Raw genomic sequence first — 22,262 nt, 5'->3', positions numbered from 1 at the left:
ATGCTAGAGGCACAATTTTTTACTGATACTGGACAACATAGAGATAAGAACGAAGATGCGGGTGGTATTTTTTATAATCAAACTAATCAACAACTTTTAGTTCTGTGTGATGGTATGGGCGGCCATAAAGCAGGAGAAGTTGCAAGTAAATTTGTTACAGATGAGTTGAAATCCCGTTTTGAAGCGGAAAATCTTATAGAACAACATCAAGCTGAAAATTGGTTGCGTAATAACATAAAAGATATAAATTTTCAGTTATATCACTATGCACAAGAAAATGCAGAATATAAAGGTATGGGTACAACATGTGTTTGTGCACTTGTTTTTGAAAAATCAGTTGTGATAGCAAATGTCGGTGATTCTAGAGCCTATGTTATTAATAGTCGACAAATTGAACAAATTACTAGTGATCACTCGTTTGTTAATCATCTTGTTTTAACGGGTCAAATTACGCCGGAAGAAGCATTTACACATCCACAACGTAATATTATTACGAAGGTGATGGGCACAGATAAACGTGTGAGTCCAGATTTGTTTATTAAGCGATTAAATTTTTATGATTATTTATTATTAAATTCAGATGGATTAACTGATTATGTTAAAGACAATGAAATTAAGCGTTTGTTAGTAAAAGAAGGTACAATAGAAGATCATGGGGATCAATTAATGCAATTGGCATTAGATAACCATTCGAAAGATAACGTTACTTTCATACTCGCGGCTATTGAAGGTGATAAAGTATGATAGGTAAAATAATAAATGAACGATATAAAATTGTAGATAAGCTTGGCGGCGGTGGCATGAGTACCGTTTATCTTGCAGAAGATACGATACTTAACATTAAAGTTGCAATTAAGGCGATTTTTATACCACCTAGAGAAAAAGAAGAAACATTAAAACGTTTTGAACGAGAAGTACATAACTCATCACAGCTATCACATCAAAATATAGTAAGTATGATCGATGTTGATGAAGAAGATGACTGTTACTACTTAGTAATGGAATATATTGAAGGTCCGACTTTGTCTGAGTATATAGAAAGTCATGGGCCATTAAGTGTTGACACGGCGATTAATTTTACGAATCAAATATTGGATGGCATTAAACATGCACATGATATGCGTATTGTACATAGAGATATTAAGCCACAAAATATATTAATTGACAGCAATAAAACGTTGAAAATATTTGATTTTGGAATTGCTAAAGCTTTAAGTGAGACGTCTTTAACTCAGACTAATCATGTGTTAGGTACTGTGCAGTACTTTTCACCAGAACAAGCAAAAGGTGAGGCAACGGATGAATGTACAGATATTTATTCTATAGGTATTGTGTTATATGAAATGCTTGTTGGTGAACCACCATTTAATGGAGAAACTGCAGTTAGCATTGCGATTAAACATATTCAGGATTCTGTGCCAAATGTGACAACAGATGTACGTAAGGATATTCCGCAATCTTTAAGTAACGTCATTTTACGCGCTACAGAAAAAGACAAAGCGAATCGTTACAAAACAATTCAAGAAATGAAAGATGATTTGAGTAGTGTTTTACATGAAAATCGAGCGAATGAAGATGTCTATGAACTCGATAAAATGAAAACGATAGCGGTACCTTTGAAAAAAGAAGATCTAGCAAAGCATATTAGTGAACATAAGTCGAATCAACCTAAACGTGAAACGACGCAAGTACCTATTGTAAATGGGCCTGCTCATCATCAGCAATTCCAAAAGCCAGAAGGTATGTTGTATGAAGCAAAACCTAAAAAGAAATCAACACGAAAGATTGTGCTCTTATCACTAATCTTTTCGTTGTTAATGATTGCACTTGTTTCTTTTGTGGCAATGGCAATGTTTGGTAATAAATACGAAGAGACACCTGATGTAATCGGGAAATCTGTAAAAGAAGCAGAGCAAATATTCAATAAAAACAATCTGAAATTAGGTAAAATTTCTAGAAGTTATAGTGATAAATATCCTGAAAATGAAATTATTAAGACAACTCCTAATACAGGTGAACGTGTTGAACGTGGTGACAGTGTTGATGTTGTTATATCAAAAGGCCCTGAAAAGGTTAAAATGCCAAATGTCATTGGTTTACCTAAGGAGCAAGCCTTGCAGAAATTAAAATCGTTAGGTCTTAAAGATGTTAAGATTGAAAAAGTATATAATAATCAAGCGCCAAAAGGATACATTGCAAATCAAAGTGTAACGGCAAATACTGAAATCGCTATTCATGATTCTAATATTAAACTATATGAATCTTTAGGCATTAAGCAAGTTTATGTAGAAGACTTTGAACATAAATCCTTTAGCAAAGCTAAAAAAGCCTTAGAAGAAAAAGGATTTAAAGTTGAAAGTAAAGAAGAGTATAGTGACGATATTGATGAGGGTGATGTAATTTCTCAATCTCCTAAAGGGAAATCAGTAGATGAGGGGTCAACGATTTCATTTGTTGTTTCTAAAGGTAAAAAAAGCGACTCATCAGATGTCAAAACGACAACTGAATCGGTAGATGTACCATACACTGGTAAAAATGATAAGTCACAAAAAGTTAAAGTTTATATTAAAGATAAAGATAATGACGGTTCAACTGAAAAAGGTAGTTTCGACATTACTAGTGATCAACGTATAGACATTCCTTTAAGAATTGAAAAAGGAAAAACAGCAAGTTATATTGTTAAAGTAGACGGTAAAACTGTAGCTGAAAAAGAAGTCAGCTATGATGATATTTAAATATAATTGAAGTAAATGTACCGAGGTTTCTATTTAGAAGTCTCGGTATTTTTATATTGAGATTGCGGTAGTTTTAAAATGCTTCATGTCATCATATACAGGTGAGCATTGTCTATAAATTCTGTTTCACTCCCGCAATATTTATATCATTTGAAATGATCATTTATATATTAATTTTCCAGTCTTTGATATAATAAATGCAGTAAAATTAATCGAGAGGTGCCATTTTGAAGACAGGTCGAATAGTGAAATCAATTAGTGGGGTATATCAAGTAGACGTTAATGGCGAACGTTTCAATACAAAACCACGAGGATTATTTAGAAAGAAAAAATTTTCACCGGTAGTTGGAGATATAGTGGAATTTGATGTACAAAACATTAATGAAGGCTATATTCATCAAGTGTATGAGCGGAAAAATGAGTTGAAAAGACCACCTGTAAGTAATATAGATACACTAGTAATTGTGATGAGTGCTGTCGAGCCAAATTTTTCAACGCAATTATTAGATCGATTTTTAGTTATTGCACATTCGTATCAGTTAAATGCGAGAGTTTTGGTGACTAAAAAAGATAAAACACCAATTGAAAAGCAGTTCGAAATTAATGAGTTGTTGAAAATATATGAAAATATTGGCTATGAGACTGAATTTATTGGAAATGATGATGATCGAAAAAAAATAGTAGAAGCTTGGCCAGCTGGACTTATAGTACTTAGTGGTCAATCAGGTGTCGGTAAGTCCACTTTCTTAAATCATTATCGTCCAGAACTTAATCTTGAGACAAATGATATATCAAAATCATTAAATCGAGGAAAGCATACTACAAGACATGTCGAACTATTCGAACGTCAAAACGGTTATATTGCAGACACACCTGGATTCAGTGCTTTAGATTTTGATCATATAGATAAAGATGAAATAAAAGATTATTTTCTTGAATTAAATCGATATGGTGAAACATGTAAGTTTAGAAATTGTAATCATATCAAAGAACCTAATTGTAATGTTAAGCATCAATTAGAGATAGGGAATATTTCGCAATTTAGATACGACCATTATTTACAACTATTTAATGAAATTTCAAATAGAAAGGTTAGATATTAAATGACAAAACTATATCCATCATTATTATCTGTTGATTTTTTGGATTTACAACATGAATTAAAACGACTTGAAGAAGCAGGTGTCGACGGGGTTCATTTTGATGTTATGGATGGTCAATTTGTGCCTAATATATCTATTGGTTTACCAATATTAGATGCAGTAAGAAAAGGCACAACATTACCTATAGACGTACATTTGATGATTGAAAATCCAGAAAAGTATATTGCATCATTTGCAGAACATGGTGCCGATATGATTTCAATTCATGTCGAATCAACGCCTCATATCCATCGTGCTATTCAAATGATTAAACATTTAGATAAAAAAGCTGGTGTAGTAATTAATCCTGGTACACCAATATCACAAATTGAACCTATTTTAGACATTGTTGATTATGTACTGGTGATGACAGTTAACCCAGGGTTTGGTGGTCAATCATTTATTGATCAATGCGTAGAAAAAATAGCGGGTCTTAATGCTATTAAAATGGAACGTCAATTAAACTTTGATATTGAAGTTGATGGAGGCGTAAATACCGATACTGCGAAAGTATGTGTTGAAAATGGTGCTACAATGCTAGTAACAGGTTCATTTTTCTTTAAACAAGAGGATTATAAAAAAGTCACACAAGCATTGAAAGGTTGAGTGTATATGCATATAAATTTATTATGTTCTGATCGACACTTGCCGCAAGATATTTGGGCCAAAAGTAATGAAGGTAAATGGGGCGGCGTTGATAGAGGTGCTTTGATTTTATTGAAGCATCAAATTATCCCTTTTTTCTCAGTGGGAGACTTTGATTCAGTCAGTAAAGAAGAACGCCAACTTCTAACAGAACAGTTACAAATCAAACCTGTTCAAGCTGAAAAAGCTGATACTGATTTAGCTTTAGCGGTTGATAAAGCTGTTGCACTTGGATTTGATAGTATTACAATTTATGGTGCAACAGGCGGACGATTAGATCACTTTTTTGGGGCAATTCAGTTATTATTGAAAAAAGCATATTATAAACATGATGTTCATATAGAAGTTATCGATCAACAAAATAAAATTGAATTATTGCCTAAAGGTCAACATACAGTTGAAAAAGATAAGAGTTATCCGTACATTTCATTTATACCGATGACTGATGATGTAGAACTTTCTCTAGCAGGTTTTAAATATAATTTAGCTAGACAAATGCTTAATATAGGTTCTACTTTAACTATTTCAAATGAAATTGAGTCTTTGCAAGCGAAAGTAATTGTACATGATGGGTTGATTTTGCAAATTAGAAGTACAGATTTAAATTAAGTATATTCAAATTAATGAGGATTTTTAATAAAGTGCATGAGTAATTTAATAAAGTGACGTTTATAGATAGAATTTATAGCATAATAATAGATGAATCACGCTGTAATTAATGAAGATTATGGCGTGATTTATTATTGAAAGGAAAATTGTAGGTCCTAGTACATTGATTTATGTGCCAAAATCGATATTGAACCCATAAGTCCAATTTGACAGAGAAGCATTATTAAACGTTTTAACCAAATTATATTAGTATTTCGAATTTCACTATGAACCATTATGTATTGTTTTGTAACAAAAAAAGAACTAAGAGGTTGAGCTCTTAGTTCTTAAGTAAATGCGTCCTCCACATAAGGTCACATTTTTTATGTGCAATATATTTATTAAACTCTAGTTACTTTACCAGATTTTAAAGCACGTGCAGAAACCCAAACTTTTTTAGGTTTACCGTCAACTAGGATTCTAACTTTTTGAAGGTTAGCGTTCCATCTACGTTTAGTAGAGTTTAAAGCGTGTGAACGTCTGTTACCAGTCGAAGCTTTACGACCTGTTACGAAACATTGTTTACCCATATGAGTACCTCCTTTAATAAATATAAATACACATAACTACTTATATACTTAACTAAGATAGCATAGTTTCATTTGAAAAACAATGAATAATTTTCACATAAAAGTCAAAAATACTGAGTTTTGTGATATAATTGTAGACTGTGAAGTTATGTAGTATGATATTTTAGAGAAATAAGTGAATGAAACATTTAAACTTTTTATTTAATGATACTACATCTATTAAAAGAAAACGCCTATAGATAATCGTCACGACTGTAAATTCAGTTTACTCAAAATATAATAGGTGATTTAAGCGTAAGTCATTCTGATAAGTTGTACCATTGATATTTTATAAAAATAATCAATGAAACTTAAAGCGTTTATGACTACACTAAGTGGTAAAATTTTAAAAGTGATTAGGGAAAACGAATAATAAACTTTGAAATTTAGGAGGGACAAAGATATGACATTAGAGATTTCAAATGATTACGGTAAAATTGATATTTCAAACGAAGTGATTGCTTCGGTTGTAGGTGGAAAGGCCGTTGAATGTTATGGTATTGTAGGTATGGCATCTAGACAACAAGTTAGAGATGGTATTGCGGAAATACTAGGACATGAAAATTATGCTAAAGGCATCAAAGTAACTGAAAATAATGGCGTAGTGGATATAGATATGTACATTATTGTAAGTTACGGTGTGAAAATATCTGAAGTTGCCAATAATGTACAATCAACAGTGAAATATACTTTGGAAAAATCACTTAATGTATCAGTAAATTCAATCAATATATATGTACAAGGTGTACGTGTGAATAATACAGGCAAGAAAGCTTAGGAGGACAACTTGAAATGATTAGCAAAATTAATGGTAAATTATTTGCCGATATGATTATACAAGGGGCACAAAATTTATCTAACAATGCAGATTTGGTAGATTCTTTGAATGTGTATCCAGTGCCAGATGGTGATACAGGAACAAATATGAATCTTACTATGACTTCAGGTCGCGAAGAAGTAGAGAATAATTTGTCGAAAAATATCGGCGAATTAGGTAAAACATTCTCGAAAGGTTTACTAATGGGTGCAAGAGGTAACTCTGGTGTCATCTTGTCACAATTATTCAGAGGATTTTGTAAAAATATTGAAAGTGAATCTGAAATTAATTCAAAATTGTTAGCTGAAAGTTTTCAAGCTGGTGTTGAAACGGCATATAAAGCTGTTATGAAACCAGTTGAAGGTACAATACTTACAGTTGCAAAAGATGCTGCGCAAGCTGCAGTAGAAAAAGCAAATAATACTGAAGATTGTATAGAATTAATGGAGTACATTATTGTAAAAGCCAATGAATCACTTGAAAACACACCAAACTTATTAGCTGTACTTAAAGAAGTTGGTGTTGTTGATAGTGGTGGTAAAGGTTTGTTATGCGTTTACGAAGGATTCTTAAAAGCGCTTAAAGGTGAAAAAGTTGAAGCCAAAGTTGCAAAGCTAGATAAAGATGAATTTGTACATGATGAACATGATTTCCATGGTGTAATTAATACTGAAGATATTATTTATGGCTATTGTACTGAAATGATGGTTCGTTTTGGAAAGAATAAAAAAGCCTTTGATGAACAAGAATTCAGGCAAGATATGAGTCAATTTGGTGATTCTTTATTAGTCATTAATGATGAAGAAATTGTGAAAGTTCACGTGCATACCGAATACCCAGGTAAAGTGTTTAATTATGGTCAACAATATGGTGAATTAATTAAACTTAAGGTTGAAAATATGAGAGAACAGCACCGTGAAGTGATTCGAAAAGAGCAGCACACAGCTAAACCGAAAATGGAAACGGTTGAAACAGCAATTATTACTATTTCTATGGGTGAAGGTATTTCAGAGATATTTAAATCAATGGGTGCCACACATATTATTAGTGGTGGACAAACGATGAATCCTTCTACAGAAGATATCGTTAAAGTCATTGAACAATCAAAATGTAAACGTGCAATTATTTTGCCGAATAATAAAAATATCTTAATGGCAAGTGAACAAGCAGCGAGTATTGTTGATGCAGAAGCAGTTGTTATTCCAACGAAATCTATTCCTCAAGGTATAAGCGCACTATTCCAATATGATGTGGACGCAACACTTGAAGAAAATAAAGCGCAAATGGCTGATTCAGTTAATAACGTTAAATCTGGTTCATTAACGTACGCTGTTCGTGATACGAAAATTGATGGCGTTGAGATTAAAAAAGACGCATTTATGGGCTTAACTGAAGATAAGATTGTAAGTAGCCAAAGTGATCAATTAACAACGGTTACTGAGTTGTTAAATGAGATGTTAGCAGAAGATAGTGAAATATTGACTGTGATTATTGGTCAAGATGCAGAGCAAACAGTTACAGATAACATGATAAACTGGATCGAAGAGCAATATCCAGATGTAGAAGTGGAAGTTCATGAAGGTGGACAACCAATTTATCAATATTTCTTTTCAGTAGAATAAAAATTTAAAATAAAAAACTACCAATGATAAATCATCAGTTGGTAGTTTTTTATTTTGCTATTTTAGTGAGATAGCGGGTTAAAAGTATCATTCTCGAGTTGCTAACAATGTCATGTTCAACTTAGTCATGATAAAATAAATAACATACTAAATGATACGTAAAATCAAATAAAACATAGGTGATTTATTTTGGCGAAAGTAAACTTAATAGAAAGTCCATATTCTCTTTTACAATTAAAAGGTATAGGTCCTAAGAAAATAGAAGTATTGCAACAACTAAATATTCATACAGTGGAAGATCTTGTTCTTTATTTGCCAACCAGATATGAAGATAATACAGTGATTGATTTGAATCAAGCAGAAGATCAATCTAACGTTACGATAGAAGGACAAGTATATACAGCTCCAGTAGTTGCATTTTTTGGAAGAAATAAATCAAAATTAACTGTTCATTTAATGGTAAATAATATTGCTGTCAAATGTATTTTTTTCAATCAACCGTATTTAAAAAAGAAAATCGAATTAAATCAAACTATAACTGTTAAAGGTAAGTGGAATAGGGTTAAACAGGAAATTACTGGTAATAGGGTTTTCTTTAATTCACAAGGTACACAAACTCAAGAAAACGCAGATGTTCAATTAGAACCAGTCTATCGTATTAAGGAAGGTATTAAACAAAAGCAAATACGAGACCAAATTAGACAAGCATTAAATGATGTGACAATTCATGAATGGTTAACTGATGAACTAAGAGAAAAATATAAATTAGAGACCTTGGACTTTACTTTGAACACGTTACATCATCCTAAAAGTAAAGAGGATTTATTACGTGCTCGTAGAACCTATGCATTTACTGAACTGTTTTTATTCGAATTACGTATGCAATGGCTAAATAGATTAGAAAAGTCATCTGACGAAGCAATTGAAATTGATTATGACTTAGACCAAGTTAAATCATTTATTGATCGTTTACCTTTTGAACTAACTGAAGCACAGAAATCCAGTGTTAATGAAATTTTTAGAGATTTAAAAGCACCAATACGTATGCATCGATTACTTCAAGGTGATGTAGGTTCAGGAAAAACAGTAGTTGCTGCAATTTGTATGTATGCGTTAAAAACGGCTGGTTATCAATCAGCATTGATGGTACCAACTGAAATTTTAGCAGAGCAACATGCTGAAAGTTTAATTGCTTTATTTGGAGATTCTATGAACGTTGCGTTGTTAACTGGGTCAGTAAAAGGTAAGAAACGAAAGATACTTTTAGAACAACTTGAAAATGGTACGATTGATTGTTTAATTGGAACCCATGCATTGATTCAAGATGATGTGATTTTCCATAATGTTGGTTTAGTAATTACAGATGAACAACATCGATTTGGTGTGAATCAACGCCAGCTTTTAAGAGAAAAAGGTGCAATGACGAATGTGTTATTTATGACAGCAACCCCGATACCAAGAACACTAGCAATATCAGTTTTTGGTGAGATGGATGTGTCTTCAATTAAACAATTACCAAAAGGTCGTAAACCTATCATTACTACTTGGGCAAAGCATGAGCAATACGATAAAGTTTTGATGCAAATGACCTCAGAGTTGAAAAAAGGTCGTCAAGCATATGTCATTTGCCCACTTATAGAAAGTTCTGAGCATCTCGAAGACGTTCAAAATGTTGTCGCATTGTACGAGTCTTTACAACAGTATTATGGAGTTTCCCGTGTAGGATTATTGCATGGTAAGTTGTCTGCCGATGAAAAAGATGAAGTCATGCAAAAGTTTAGCAATCATGAGATAGATGTTTTAGTTTCTACTACTGTTGTTGAAGTAGGTGTTAATGTACCGAATGCAACTTTTATGATGATTTATGATGCGGATCGCTTTGGATTATCAACTTTACATCAGTTACGCGGTCGTGTGGGTAGAAGTGACCAGCAAAGTTACTGTGTTTTAATTGCATCTCCTAAAACAGAAACAGGAATTGAAAGAATGACAATTATGACACAAACAACGGATGGATTTGAATTGAGTGAACGAGACTTAGAAATGCGTGGTCCTGGAGATTTCTTTGGTGTTAAACAAAGTGGATTGCCAGATTTCTTAGTTGCCAATTTAGTTGAAGATTATCGTATGTTAGAAGTTGCTCGTGATGAAGCAGCTGAACTTATTCAATCTGGCGTATTCTTTGAAAATACGTATCAACATTTACGTCATTTTGTTGAAGAAAATTTATTACATCGCAGTTTTGACTAATTGCCATCCTGATTTGTCAATTTAAGTGCAACACTTCGTTAATTGAGTGATATGACACTTGAACTATTTAAATGTAAAGTGGTATTTTAAAAATTTATAAATTTTCGACTAAATAATAGCTAAATAATACAGTTATTTGTTGAGTCGGTTAAATAGAAAGTGTTATGATATGTGAGGAATGTTTAAGACTAGGTACTAAAAAATGAGGGGTGAGACGTTGAAACTAAAGAAAGATAAACGTAGAGAAGCAATCAGACAACAAATTGATAGCAATCCCTTCATCACAGACCATGAACTAAGCGACTTATTTCAAGTGAGTATACAAACAATTCGTTTAGATCGCACTTATTTAAACATACCAGAATTAAGGAAGCGTATTAAATTAGTTGCTGAAAAGAATTATGACCAAATAAGTTCTATTGAAGAACAAGAATTTATTGGTGATTTGATTCAAGTCAATCCAAATGTTAAAGCGCAATCAATTTTAGATATTACATCGGATTCTGTTTTTTATAAAACTGGAATTGCGCGTGGTCATGTGCTGTTTGCTCAGGCAAATTCATTATGTGTTGCGCTAATTAAGCAACCAACAGTTTTAACTCATGAGAGTAGCATTCAATTTATTGAAAAAGTAAAATTAAATGATACGGTAAGAGCAGAAGCACGAGTTGTAAATCAAACTGCAAAACATTATTACGTCGAAGTAAAGTCATATGTTAAACATACATTAGTTTTCAAAGGAAATTTTAAAATGTTTTATGATAAGCGAGGATAAAATTATGGTTAAATTAGCAATTGATATGATGGGTGGCGACAATGCGCCTGATATCGTATTAGAAGCCGTACAAAAGGCTGTTGAAGACTTTAAAGATCTAGAAATTATACTTTTCGGTGACGAAAAAAAGTATAATCTGAACCATGAACGAATCGAATTTAGACATTGTTCTGAAAAGATTGAAATGGAAGATGAGCCTGTTAGAGCGATTAAACGTAAAAAAGATAGCTCAATGGTAAAAATGGCTGAAGCTGTGAAATCTGGTGAGGCAGATGGATGTGTGTCAGCAGGTAATACTGGTGCTTTAATGTCAGCTGGTTTATTCATTGTTGGACGTATTAAAGGTGTAGCTAGACCGGCTTTAGTAGTAACATTGCCAACGATTGATGGAAAAGGTTTTGTCTTTTTAGACGTTGGTGCAAATGCAGATGCTAAACCTGAACACTTATTACAGTATGCGCAACTAGGGGATATTTATGCTCAAAAAATTAGAGGTATTGATAATCCGAAAATCTCATTATTAAATATAGGTACCGAGCCAGCTAAAGGTAATAGTTTAACGAAAAAATCATATGAGTTATTAAATCAAGATCATTCATTGAATTTTGTTGGGAATATTGAAGCGAAGACATTAATGGATGGCGATACAGATGTTGTAGTTACCGATGGCTATACTGGGAACATGGTCCTTAAAAATTTAGAAGGTACTGCAAAATCAATCGGTAAAATGTTAAAAGATACGATTATGAGTAGTACTAAAAATAAATTAGCAGGTGCAATATTGAAGAAAGATTTAGCCGAATTCGCTAAAAAGATGGATTACTCAGAATACGGTGGTTCCGTATTATTAGGATTGGAAGGTACCGTAGTTAAAGCACACGGTAGTTCAAATGCTAAAGCTTTTTATTCTGCAATTAGACAAGCGAAAATCGCAGGAGAGCAAAATATTGTACAAACAATGAAAGAGACTGTAGGTGAATCAAATGAGTAAAACAGCAATTATTTTTCCGGGACAAGGTGCCCAAAAAGTTGGTATGGCACAAGATTTATATAACAACAACGATCAAGCAACTGAAATTTTAACTTCAGCAGCAAACACGTTAGACTTTGATATTTTAGAGACAATGTTTACTGACGAAGACGGCAAATTGGGTGAAACTGAAAACACGCAACCAGCTTTATTGACGCATAGCTCGGCGTTATTAGCGGCGCTAAAAAATTTGAATCCCGATTTTACTATGGGGCATAGTTTAGGTGAATATTCAAGTTTAGTTGCAGCTGACGTATTATCATTTGAAGATGCAGTTAAAATTGTTAGAAAACGTGGTCAATTAATGGCGCAAGCATTTCCTACTGGTGTAGGAAGCATGGCTGCAGTATTGGGCTTAGATTTTGATAAAGTCGATGAAATTTGTAAGTCATTATCATCTGATGACAAAATAATTGAACCAGCAAACATTAATTGCCCAGGTCAAATTGTTGTTTCAGGTCACAAAGCTTTAATTGATGAGCTAGTAGAAAAAGGTAAATCATTAGGTGCAAAACGTGTCATGCCTTTAGCAGTATCTGGCCCATTCCATTCATCGCTAATGAAAGTGATTGAAGAAGATTTTTCAAGTTATATTAATCAATTTGAATGGCATGATGCTAAGTTTCCTGTAGTTCAAAATGTAAATGCGCAAGGTGAAACTGACAAAGAAGTAATTAAATCTAATATGGTCAAACAATTATATTCACCAGTACAATTCATTAACTCAACAGAATGGCTAATAGACCAAGGTGTTGATCATTTTATTGAAATTGGTCCTGGAAAAGTTTTGTCTGGCTTAATTAAAAAAATAAATAGAGATGTTAAGTTAACATCAATTCAAACTTTAGAAGATGTGAAAGGATGGAATGCAAATGACTAAGAGCGCTTTAGTAACAGGTGCATCAAGAGGAATTGGACGTAGTATTGCGTTACAATTAGCAGAAGAAGGATATAATGTAGCAGTAAACTATGCAGGCAGCAAAGAGAAAGCTGAAGCAGTAGTCGAAGAAATCAAAGCTAAAGGTGTTGACAGTTTTGCGATTCAAGCAAATGTTGCCGATGCTGATGAAGTTAAAGCAATGATTAAAGAAGTAGTTAGCCAATTTGGTTCTTTAGATGTTTTAGTAAATAATGCAGGTATTACTCGCGATAATTTATTAATGCGTATGAAAGAACAAGAATGGGATGATGTTATTGACACAAACTTAAAAGGTGTATTTAACTGTATCCAAAAAGCAACACCACAAATGTTAAGACAACGTAGTGGTGCTATCATTAATTTATCAAGTGTTGTTGGAGCAGTAGGTAATCCGGGACAAGCAAACTATGTTGCAACAAAAGCAGGTGTTATTGGTTTAACTAAATCTGCGGCACGTGAATTAGCATCTCGTGGTATCACTGTAAATGCAGTTGCACCTGGTTTTATTGTTTCTGATATGACAGATGCTTTAAGTGATGAGCTTAAAGAACAAATGTTGACTCAAATTCCGTTAGCACGTTTTGGTCAAGACACAGATATTGCTAATACAGTAGCGTTCTTAGCATCAGACAAAGCAAAATATATTACAGGTCAAACAATCCATGTAAATGGTGGAATGTACATGTAATATATTTGAGCTAAAGCTCATTGACGCAGTGGTTGACTGGTCATCCAATGGAGAATTGCCTGACCTAGTCAACTTTGCGGGGGAAATTCTAAGCAACCTAGATAAGGTTCCAGAATTTCTCCCTAAGAAACAGTAATCAATAAATTGATAAGTAGATTAGAGGAACACTTGAGCTAAAGCTCAAGATAAAGACGTAGTAATCAATAAATTGATAACTAATAAGCGGAACGCCTGAGCTAAAGCTCATGCCTAAGAAACAGTAATCAATAAATTGATAACTGTTTCTAAAATTTCTACTTGTTTTTTAGAATTTAAAATGGGAAAATATAATAGTCTATGTATAGGCATTTTTAAAGGAGGTGAATCGACGTGGAAAATTTCGATAAAGTAAAAGATATCATCGTTGACCGTTTAGGTGTAGACGCTGATAAAGTAACTGAAGATGCATCTTTCAAAGATGATTTAGGCGCTGACTCACTTGATATCGCTGAATTAGTAATGGAATTAGAAGACGAGTTTGGTACTGAAATTCCTGATGAAGAAGCTGAAAAAATCAACACTGTTGGTGATGCTGTTAAATTTATTAACAGTCTTGAAAAATAATAAATCTTACATCTGGGTCGTCAGTATTGTCGACTCAGTTTTTTTCTTTAATTATCAATAGTTTTAACGTAAAATTAAAGATGATTCAAGAGCAACACATAAAGGAGATAAAATAATGTCTAAACAAAAGAAAAGTGAGATAGTTAATCGTTTTAGAAAGCGCTTTGATACTAAAATGACAGAGTTAGGCTTTACTTATCAAAATATTGATTTATACCAACAAGCATTTTCGCATTCGAGTTTTATTAATGATTTTAATATGAATCGTTTAGACCATAATGAGCGTTTAGAGTTTTTGGGTGATGCGGTATTAGAATTGACGGTTTCACGATATTTATTTGATAAACATCCCAACTTGCCAGAAGGGAATTTAACAAAAATGCGTGCCACTATTGTATGTGAGCCCTCACTTGTAATATTTGCGAATAAAATTGGATTGAACGAAATGATTTTACTTGGTAAAGGTGAAGAGAAAACAGGGGGACGTACAAGACCATCATTAATATCAGATGCATTCGAAGCATTTATTGGGGCATTGTATTTGGATCAAGGACTAGATATAGTTTGGAAATTTGCTGAGAAAGTCATTTTCCCACATGTAGAACAAAATGAGTTATTAGGCGTGGTAGATTTTAAAACACAATTCCAAGAATATGTGCACCAGCAAAATAAAGGTGATGTAACATATAATTTAATAAAAGAAGAAGGACCGGCACATCATCGTCTATTCACTTCAGAAGTTATTCTGCAAGGGGAAGCAATAGCTGAAGGTAAAGGGAAAACGAAAAAAGAATCAGAACAACGTGCTGCTGAAAGTGCCTATAAGCAATTAAAGCAAATTAAATAGAAATTTATATGATACGACATATAGGTGTTCGATTTAGGATTTATGGAAGAATTTTTAATATTTTATGGAACAACCTCGAAATTTAATATACAAATACTAAAATATCGTATACGTATGTTCTTTAAAATTGTGATAAGGAGTTTAGGATGGTTTATTTAAAATCAATAGATGCCATTGGATTTAAGTCTTTTGCAGATCAAACCAATGTTCAATTCGATAAAGGTGTAACTGCAATTGTTGGTCCAAATGGAAGCGGTAAAAGTAATATTACAGATGCTATTAAATGGGTGTTGGGTGAACAATCGGCTAAATCATTACGTGGCTCAAAAATGGAAGATATTATCTTCTCAGGTGCAGAACATCGCAAAGCTCAAAATTATGCTGAAGTACAGTTAAGATTAGATAATCATTCTAAAAAGCTCAGTGTTGATGAAAACGAAGTTATTGTAACAAGAAGATTGTATCGAAGTGGTGAAAGTGAGTACTACATAAATAATGACCGTGCAAGATTAAAAGATATTGCCGATTTATTTTTAGATTCTGGATTGGGGAAAGAAGCATATAGCATTATCTCGCAAGGTAGAGTTGATGAAATACTAAATGCTAAACCAATTGATAGACGTCAAATTATTGAAGAATCGGCTGGTGTACTTAAATATAAAAAACGTAAAGCTGAATCATTAAATAAACTTGACCAAACAGAAGATAATTTAACGAGAGTAGAAGACATTTTATATGATTTGGAAGGTCGCGTAGAACCTCTAAAAGAGGAGGCAGCTATAGCTAAAGAATATAAGACACTTTCGCACCAAATGAAACATAGTGACATTGTAGTTACAGTGCACGATATTGATCAATATACAAATGACAATAGACAATTAGATCAACGTTTAAATGATTTACAAGGTCAACAAGCAAATAAAGAAGCTGACAAGCAACGTTTAAGCCAACAAATTCAACAATATAAAGGTAAACGTCATCAACTTGATAATGATGTTGAATCGCTTAATTATCAATTAGTAAAAGCTACGGAAGCCTTTGAAAAATATACGGGACAATTAAATGTTTTAGAAGAACGTAAGAAAAATCAATCTGAAACAAATGCACGATATGAAGAAGAACAAGAAAATTTAATTGAGCTTTTAGAAAATATATCAAATGAGATTTCTGAAGCTCAAGATACTTATAAGTCTCTGAAAAGTAAACAAAAAGAACTCAACGCTGTCATTCGTGAATTAGAAGAACAACTATATGTTTCAGACGAAGCGCACGATGAAAAATTGGAAGAAATTAAAAACGAATACTATACATTAATGTCAGAGCAATCAGATGTTAACAATGATATTCGTTTTTTAAAGCATACTATAGAAGAGAATGAGGCTAAAAAATCAAGACTAGATTCTCGATTAGTTGAAGTCTTTGAGCAATTGAAAGATATTCAGGGTCAAATAAAAACGACTAAAAAAGAATATCAACAGACCAACAAAGAACTTTCTGCTGTAGATAAAGAAATTAAAAATATAGAAAAAGACCTCACTGATACAAAAAAAGCACAAAACGAATACGAAGAGAAATTGTATCAAGCATATCGATATACCGAAAAAATGAAAACACGTATTGATAGTTTGACAACGCAAGAGGAAGAATATACTTATTTTTTCAATGGCGTCAAACATATTTTGAAAGCTAAAAATAAAGAATTAAAGGGTATTCATGGTGCAGTTGCGGAAATTATTGATGTGCCATCTAAATTAACTCAGGCAATTGAAACAGCATTAGGTGCTTCATTACAACATGTTATTGTAGATTCAGAAAAAGATGGACGCCAGGCTATTCAATTTTTAAAAGAACGTAATTTAGGTCGTGCGACGTTTTTACCATTAAATGTTATACAGAGTAGAGTGGTAGCGACTGATATTAAGTCTATTGCTAAAGAGGCAAACGGATTTATTAGTATTGCTTCGGAAGCAGTTAAAGTAGCACCAGAATATCAAAATATTATCGGGAATTTATTAGGTAATACGATTATCGTTGATCATTTAAAGCATGCAAATGAATTGGCACGTGCGATTAAATATCGAACTCGTATTGTTACTTTGGAAGGTGATATTGTAAATCCTGGTGGTTCTATGACTGGTGGTGGCGCTCGTAAGTCAAAAAGTATTCTGTCTCAAAAAGACGAGTTGACAACAATGAGACACCAATTAGAAGATTACTTGCGTCAAACAGAATCATTTGAACAACAATTTAAAGAGTTGAAGATAAAAAGTGATCAATTAAGTGAACTGTATTTTGAAAAAAGTCAAAAGCATAATACACTTAAAGAGCAAGTGCATCATTTTGAAATGGAGCTCGATAGATTAACTACACAAGAAACACAAATAAAAAATGATCATGAAGAATTCGAATTTGAAAAAAATGATGGTTATACGAGTGACAAAAGTCGACAAACTTTGAGTGAAAAAGAAACTCATTTAGAAAGTATTAAAGCATCTTTAAAACGACTAGAAGATGAAATTGAACGCTACACAAAACTTTCTAAAGAAGGTAAGGAAAGCGTAACTAAAACACAACAAACGTTACATCAGAAACAATCTGATCTTGCTGTGGTTAAAGAGCGTATTAAAACACAACAACAGACAATAGATCGATTAAATAATCAAAGTCAACAAACCAAACATCAATTAAATGATGTTAAAGAAAAAATTGCATTCTTTAATTCGGATGAAGTGATGGGCGAACAAGCTTTTCAAAATATTAAAGATCAAATTAATGGTCAACAAGAAACGAGAACACGCTTATCTGATGAATTAGATAAATTGAAACAACAACGTATTGAGTTGAATGAACAAATCGATGCGCAAGAAGCTACACTACAAGTTTGTCACCAAGATATTTTAGCTATCGAAAATCACTACCAAGATATTAAAGCTGAACAATCAAAACTAGATGTATTAATTCATCATGCGATAGATCATTTAAATGATGAATATCAATTGACTGTTGAACGTGCAAAATCTGAATATACGAGTGATGAATCGATTGACGCATTACGTAAAAAAGTTAAATTAATGAAGATGTCGATTGATGAACTAGGTCCTGTAAACTTAAATGCAATTGAACAATTTGAAGAGTTAAATGAGCGTTATACATTTTTAAGTGAGCAACGTACAGATCTTCGTAAAGCTAAAGAAACATTAGAGCAAATTATAAGTGAAATGGATCAAGAGGTTACTGAAAGATTTAAAGAAACTTTCCATGCTATTCAAGGACATTTTACAGCTGTGTTCAAACAATTGTTTGGTGGAGGCGATGCAGAATTGCAATTAACTGAAGCCGATTATTTAACAGCTGGTATTGATATTGTGGTACAACCACCGGGTAAAAAGTTGCAACATTTATCGTTACTAAGTGGTGGTGAGCGTGCATTAACTGCTATTGCTTTACTATTTGCAATTTTAAAAGTAAGATCTGCACCTTTTGTTATATTAGATGAGGTTGAAGCTGCATTAGATGAAGCGAATGTTATTAGATACGCAAAATATTTAAATGAGTTATCAGACGAAACACAATTCATTGTTATTACACACCGTAAAGGAACAATGGAATTTGCAGATAGGTTATACGGTGTAACAATGCAAGAATCAGGTGTTACTAAACTTGTGAGTGTGAATTTAAATACAATAGATGATGTGTTGAAGGAGGAGCAATAATGAGCTTTTTTAAACGCTTAAAAGATAAGTTTGCAACAAATAAAGAAAATGAAGAAGTTAAATCCTTAACAGAAGAACAAGGTCAAGATAAATTAGAAGATACACATTCTGAAGGTTCAACGCAGGACGTAAATGATTTAGCAGAAAATGCTGAAGTGAAAAAGAAGCCACGCAAGTTGAGTGAAGCGGATTTTGATGACGATGGCTTAATATCAATTGAAGATTTTGAAGAAATTGAAGCTCAAAAAATGGGTGCTAAATTTAAAGCAGGACTCGAAAAATCTCGTCAAAATTTCCAAGAACAATTAAATAATTTGATAGCGAGATATCGTAAAGTAGATGAAGACTTTTTTGAAGCTTTAGAAGAAATGTTAATCACTGCAGACGTCGGTTTTAATACTGTGATGACGTTAACTGAAGAATTACGTATGGAAGCACAACGACGTAATATTCAAGATACTGAAGATTTGCGTGAAGTCATTGTTGAAAAAATCGTAGAGATTTACCATCAAGAAGATGATAATTCAGAAGCTATGAACTTAGAAGATGGTCGTTTAAATGTCATTTTAATGGTTGGTGTGAATGGTGTTGGTAAAACAACAACAATTGGAAAATTAGCTTACCGATATAAAATGGAAGGTAAAAAAGTAATGTTAGCTGCGGGCGATACTTTTAGAGCGGGTGCTATTGATCAATTGAAAGTTTGGGGCGAACGTGTTGGTGTAGATGTAATTAGCCAAAGTGAAGGTTCTGATCCAGCTGCTGTTATGTATGATGCGATTAATGCCGCTAAAAACAAAGGTGTTGATATTTTAATCTGTGATACCGCTGGACGTTTACAAAATAAAACAAATCTAATGCAAGAATTAGAAAAAGTTAAGCGTGTAATTAATCGAGCAGTGCCAGATGCGCCTCATGAAGCATTACTATGTTTAGATGCTACAACTGGTCAGAATGCGTTGTCACAAGCTAGAAACTTTAAAGAAGTAACAAATGTTACAGGTATTGTATTAACGAAATTAGATGGTACAGCCAAAGGTGGTATCGTATTAGCCATTCGTAATGAATTGCACATTCCAGTTAAATATGTAGGATTAGGTGAGCAATTAGATGACTTACAACCATTTAACCCTGAAAGTTATGTCTACGGCTTATTCGCTGATATGATTGAACAAAATGAAGAAATAACAACAGTTGAAAATGATCAAATTGTAACAGAAGAAAAGGACGATAATCATGGGGCAAAATGATTTAGTTAAAACGTTACGAATGAATTATTTGTTTGATTTTTATCAATCCTTATTGACGAATAAACAACGTAATTATTTGGAATTATTTTATCTCGAAGATTATTCTTTAAGTGAAATCGCCGATACTTTTAATGTGAGTAGACAAGCAGTTTATGATAATATAAGAAGAACTGGCGATTTAGTTGAAGATTATGAAAAGAAATTGGAATTATACCAGAAATTTGAGCAACGCCGAGAAATATATGATGAAATGAAAAAACATTTAAGTAATCCAGAACAAATACAACGTTATATTCAACAATTAGAAGACTTAGAATAGATATAAATTGAGGGAGGACATCGATATGGCATTTGAAGGCTTATCAGAACGCCTGCAAGCGACGATGCAAAAAATGCGTGGTAAGGGTAAACTTACTGAAGCTGATATAAAGATAATGATGCGTGAAGTAAGATTAGCGTTACTTGAGGCTGACGTAAACTTTAAAGTGGTAAAAGAATTTATTAAAACAGTATCAGAACGCGCATTAGGTTCCGATGTAATGCAATCATTAACACCAGGGCAACAAGTTATTAAAATAGTTCAAGATGAATTAACGAAGTTGATGGGTGGAGAAAATACATCGATTAATATGTCAAATAAACCACCTACTGTTGTTATGATGGTTGGTTTACAAGGTGCTGGTAAAACAACAACTGCAGGTAAATTAGCATTATTGATGCGTAAAAAATACAACAAAAAACCTATGTTAGTTGCAGCAGATATTTATCGTCCAGCAGCGATAAATCAATTACAAACAGTAGGGAAACAAATTGATATTCCTGTATACAGTGAAGGAGATCAAGTAAAGCCACAACAAATTGTAACTAATGCATTAAAACATGCTAAAGAAGAACATTTAGACTTTGTAATCATTGATACAGCAGGTCGATTACACATCGATGAAGCATTGATGAACGAATTAAAAGAAGTAAAAGACATTGCTAAACCAAACGAAATTATGTTAGTTGTCGATTCAATGACGGGTCAAGATGCTGTCAATGTTGCAGAATCTTTTGACGATCAACTTGATGTCACAGGTGTTACCTTAACTAAATTAGATGGTGATACACGTGGTGGTGCAGCTTTATCTATTCGTTCGGTGACAAAAAAACCAATTAAATTTGTTGGTATGAGTGAAAAGTTAGATGGTTTAGAGCTATTCCATCCTGAACGTATGGCATCACGTATTTTAGGTATGGGTGATGTGTTAAGTTTAATTGAAAAAGCGCAACAAGATGTGGATCAAGAAAAAGCAAAAGATTTAGAGAAAAAGATGCGTGAGTCATCATTTACTTTAGATGATTTTTTAGAACAACTTGATCAGGTGAAAAATTTAGGGCCGCTGGATGATATTATGAAAATGATTCCAGGTATGAATAAAATGAAAGGTCTAGATAAGCTTAATATGAGTGAAAAGCAAATTGATCATATTAAAGCGATTATCCAGTCAATGACGCCGGCTGAAAGAAACAATCCAGACACATTGAATGTATCACGTAAAAAGCGTATTGCTAAAGGTTCTGGTCGTTCATTACAAGAAGTCAATCGTTTGATGAAACAATTTAACGATATGAAGAAAATGATGAAACAATTCACTGGTGGCGGTAAAGGTAAAAAAGGTAAACGCAATCAAATGCAAAATATGTTAAAAGGTATGAATTTACCGTTTTAATTATTAATATAAACACCAATCTTTATTTCAACTTAAGGTTGGTGTTTTTGCATTAATAATATTGTAATTAAAGTTATTTAGAGGGACATGTACAGTTGTAGTAGTACCGTTCATGTGAATATAATGTTTAATTATATCATTTTGTATAACTTGGTAGTAAATGCATTCAGGAAAAGTATTAAGCGTTTCATCGAGCTAATTTAATTTTTCTAGATTTTGGGATAAAATATTCAATAAATTTCTAGGTAAAGAAAAAACTCTTTACAAACATTCATACACCTGTTAATATTATTTCTT

19 protein-coding genes are annotated in these 22,262 nt (G+C 32.8%); 18 read left to right on the top strand and 1 reads right to left on the bottom strand.

Annotated features, from left to right (window positions below; all coding sequences use genetic code 11):
* From JV528_RS11695 to JV528_RS11675, 5 genes are all read left to right on the top strand, one after another.
* Window positions 1–744 (top strand): protein-serine/threonine phosphatase Stp1, encoded by a 744-nt coding sequence (locus tag JV528_RS11695; RefSeq protein ID WP_000888494.1) that lies wholly within the window; start codon window positions 1–3, stop codon window positions 742–744.
* Window positions 741–2,735: a serine/threonine protein kinase Stk1 gene (gene pknB, locus JV528_RS11690; protein WP_000579550.1), complete on the top strand. Its 1,995-nt coding sequence runs from the start codon at window positions 741–743 to the stop codon at window positions 2,733–2,735. Before JV528_RS11695 ends, pknB begins: the two co-directional genes overlap by 4 nt.
* Before the next feature lie 227 nt (window positions 2,736–2,962).
* Window positions 2,963–3,838 carry a ribosome small subunit-dependent GTPase A gene (rsgA, locus tag JV528_RS11685; RefSeq protein WP_065315580.1) on the top strand — a complete coding sequence of 292 codons (876 nt, stop codon included), beginning with the start codon at window positions 2,963–2,965 and terminating at the stop codon, window positions 3,836–3,838.
* Window positions 3,839–4,483 (top strand): ribulose-phosphate 3-epimerase, encoded by a 645-nt coding sequence (gene rpe, locus JV528_RS11680; RefSeq protein ID WP_000164332.1) that lies wholly within the window; start codon window positions 3,839–3,841, stop codon window positions 4,481–4,483.
* 6 nt (window positions 4,484–4,489) lie between these two features.
* Window positions 4,490–5,131, top strand: coding sequence for a thiamine diphosphokinase (locus JV528_RS11675; RefSeq protein ID WP_000547904.1), 642 nt, complete (start codon window positions 4,490–4,492; stop codon window positions 5,129–5,131).
* Window positions 5,132–5,511: 380 nt separating this feature from the next.
* Here JV528_RS11675 and rpmB read toward each other — a convergent pair whose 3' ends face one another.
* Window positions 5,512–5,700, bottom strand: a complete 189-nt coding sequence (gene rpmB / locus JV528_RS11670) for a 50S ribosomal protein L28 (protein WP_000517908.1) — start codon at window positions 5,698–5,700, stop codon at window positions 5,512–5,514.
* A gap of 442 nt (window positions 5,701–6,142) precedes the next feature.
* Here rpmB and JV528_RS11665 point away from each other — a divergent pair, with 442 nt between their 5' ends.
* The 13 genes from JV528_RS11665 to ffh all read left to right on the top strand — a co-directional run bounded on the left by JV528_RS11665 (window position 6,143) and on the right by ffh (window position 21,965).
* Window positions 6,143–6,517, top strand: a complete 375-nt coding sequence (locus JV528_RS11665) for an Asp23/Gls24 family envelope stress response protein (RefSeq protein ID WP_000171418.1) — start codon at window positions 6,143–6,145, stop codon at window positions 6,515–6,517.
* Window positions 6,518–6,531: 14 nt separating this feature from the next.
* Window positions 6,532–8,178 carry a fatty acid kinase catalytic subunit FakA gene (gene fakA / locus JV528_RS11660; protein ID WP_000623920.1) on the top strand — a complete coding sequence of 549 codons (1,647 nt, stop codon included), beginning with the start codon at window positions 6,532–6,534 and terminating at the stop codon, window positions 8,176–8,178.
* A gap of 189 nt (window positions 8,179–8,367) precedes the next feature.
* On the top strand, window positions 8,368–10,428 hold the full coding sequence (gene recG, locus JV528_RS11655; RefSeq protein ID WP_001151505.1) for an ATP-dependent DNA helicase RecG: 2,061 nt from the start codon (window positions 8,368–8,370) through the stop codon (window positions 10,426–10,428).
* 202 nt (window positions 10,429–10,630) lie between these two features.
* Window positions 10,631–11,203 (top strand): transcription factor FapR, encoded by a 573-nt coding sequence (gene fapR, locus JV528_RS11650; protein WP_014532613.1) that lies wholly within the window; start codon window positions 10,631–10,633, stop codon window positions 11,201–11,203.
* 4 nt (window positions 11,204–11,207) lie between these two features.
* Window positions 11,208–12,194, top strand: coding sequence for a phosphate acyltransferase PlsX (plsX, locus tag JV528_RS11645; RefSeq protein ID WP_000239748.1), 987 nt, complete (start codon window positions 11,208–11,210; stop codon window positions 12,192–12,194).
* Complete coding sequence (gene fabD, locus JV528_RS11640; protein ID WP_000047350.1) at window positions 12,187–13,113, top strand: ACP S-malonyltransferase; 927 nt, start codon at window positions 12,187–12,189, stop codon at window positions 13,111–13,113. The genes plsX and fabD overlap by 8 nt, the downstream gene beginning before the upstream one ends.
* On the top strand, window positions 13,106–13,840 hold the full coding sequence (fabG, locus tag JV528_RS11635; RefSeq protein ID WP_000167269.1) for a 3-oxoacyl-[acyl-carrier-protein] reductase: 735 nt from the start codon (window positions 13,106–13,108) through the stop codon (window positions 13,838–13,840). The genes fabD and fabG overlap by 8 nt, the downstream gene beginning before the upstream one ends.
* A gap of 369 nt (window positions 13,841–14,209) precedes the next feature.
* Window positions 14,210–14,443 (top strand): acyl carrier protein, encoded by a 234-nt coding sequence (locus tag JV528_RS11630; protein WP_000426914.1) that lies wholly within the window; start codon window positions 14,210–14,212, stop codon window positions 14,441–14,443.
* A gap of 115 nt (window positions 14,444–14,558) precedes the next feature.
* Entirely contained in the window at window positions 14,559–15,290 is a 732-nt protein-coding gene (rnc, locus tag JV528_RS11625) for a ribonuclease III (protein WP_000043237.1), read from the top strand.
* A 146-nt stretch (window positions 15,291–15,436) separates the two neighbouring features.
* Window positions 15,437–19,003, top strand: a complete 3,567-nt coding sequence (gene smc, locus JV528_RS11620; protein ID WP_086037545.1) for a chromosome segregation protein SMC — start codon at window positions 15,437–15,439, stop codon at window positions 19,001–19,003.
* Window positions 19,003–20,253 (top strand): signal recognition particle-docking protein FtsY, encoded by a 1,251-nt coding sequence (gene ftsY, locus JV528_RS11615; protein ID WP_000007686.1) that lies wholly within the window; start codon window positions 19,003–19,005, stop codon window positions 20,251–20,253. Before smc ends, ftsY begins: the two co-directional genes overlap by 1 nt.
* Window positions 20,240–20,572 carry a putative DNA-binding protein gene (locus JV528_RS11610; protein ID WP_000531319.1) on the top strand — a complete coding sequence of 111 codons (333 nt, stop codon included), beginning with the start codon at window positions 20,240–20,242 and terminating at the stop codon, window positions 20,570–20,572. The genes ftsY and JV528_RS11610 overlap by 14 nt, the downstream gene beginning before the upstream one ends.
* Window positions 20,573–20,597: 25 nt before the next feature.
* On the top strand, window positions 20,598–21,965 hold the full coding sequence (ffh, locus tag JV528_RS11605; RefSeq protein ID WP_124375300.1) for a signal recognition particle protein: 1,368 nt from the start codon (window positions 20,598–20,600) through the stop codon (window positions 21,963–21,965).
* The last annotated feature ends 297 nt before the right edge of the window (window positions 21,966–22,262 follow it).

It is taken from the genome of Staphylococcus sp. GDB20D11A, from assembly GCF_016893255.1.
In the GTDB taxonomy this organism is placed as follows: domain Bacteria; phylum Bacillota; class Bacilli; order Staphylococcales; family Staphylococcaceae; genus Staphylococcus; species Staphylococcus aureus.
The sequence above is the reverse complement of the archived record's forward strand: the minus strand, read 5'-3'. Positions and strand labels throughout refer to the sequence as shown.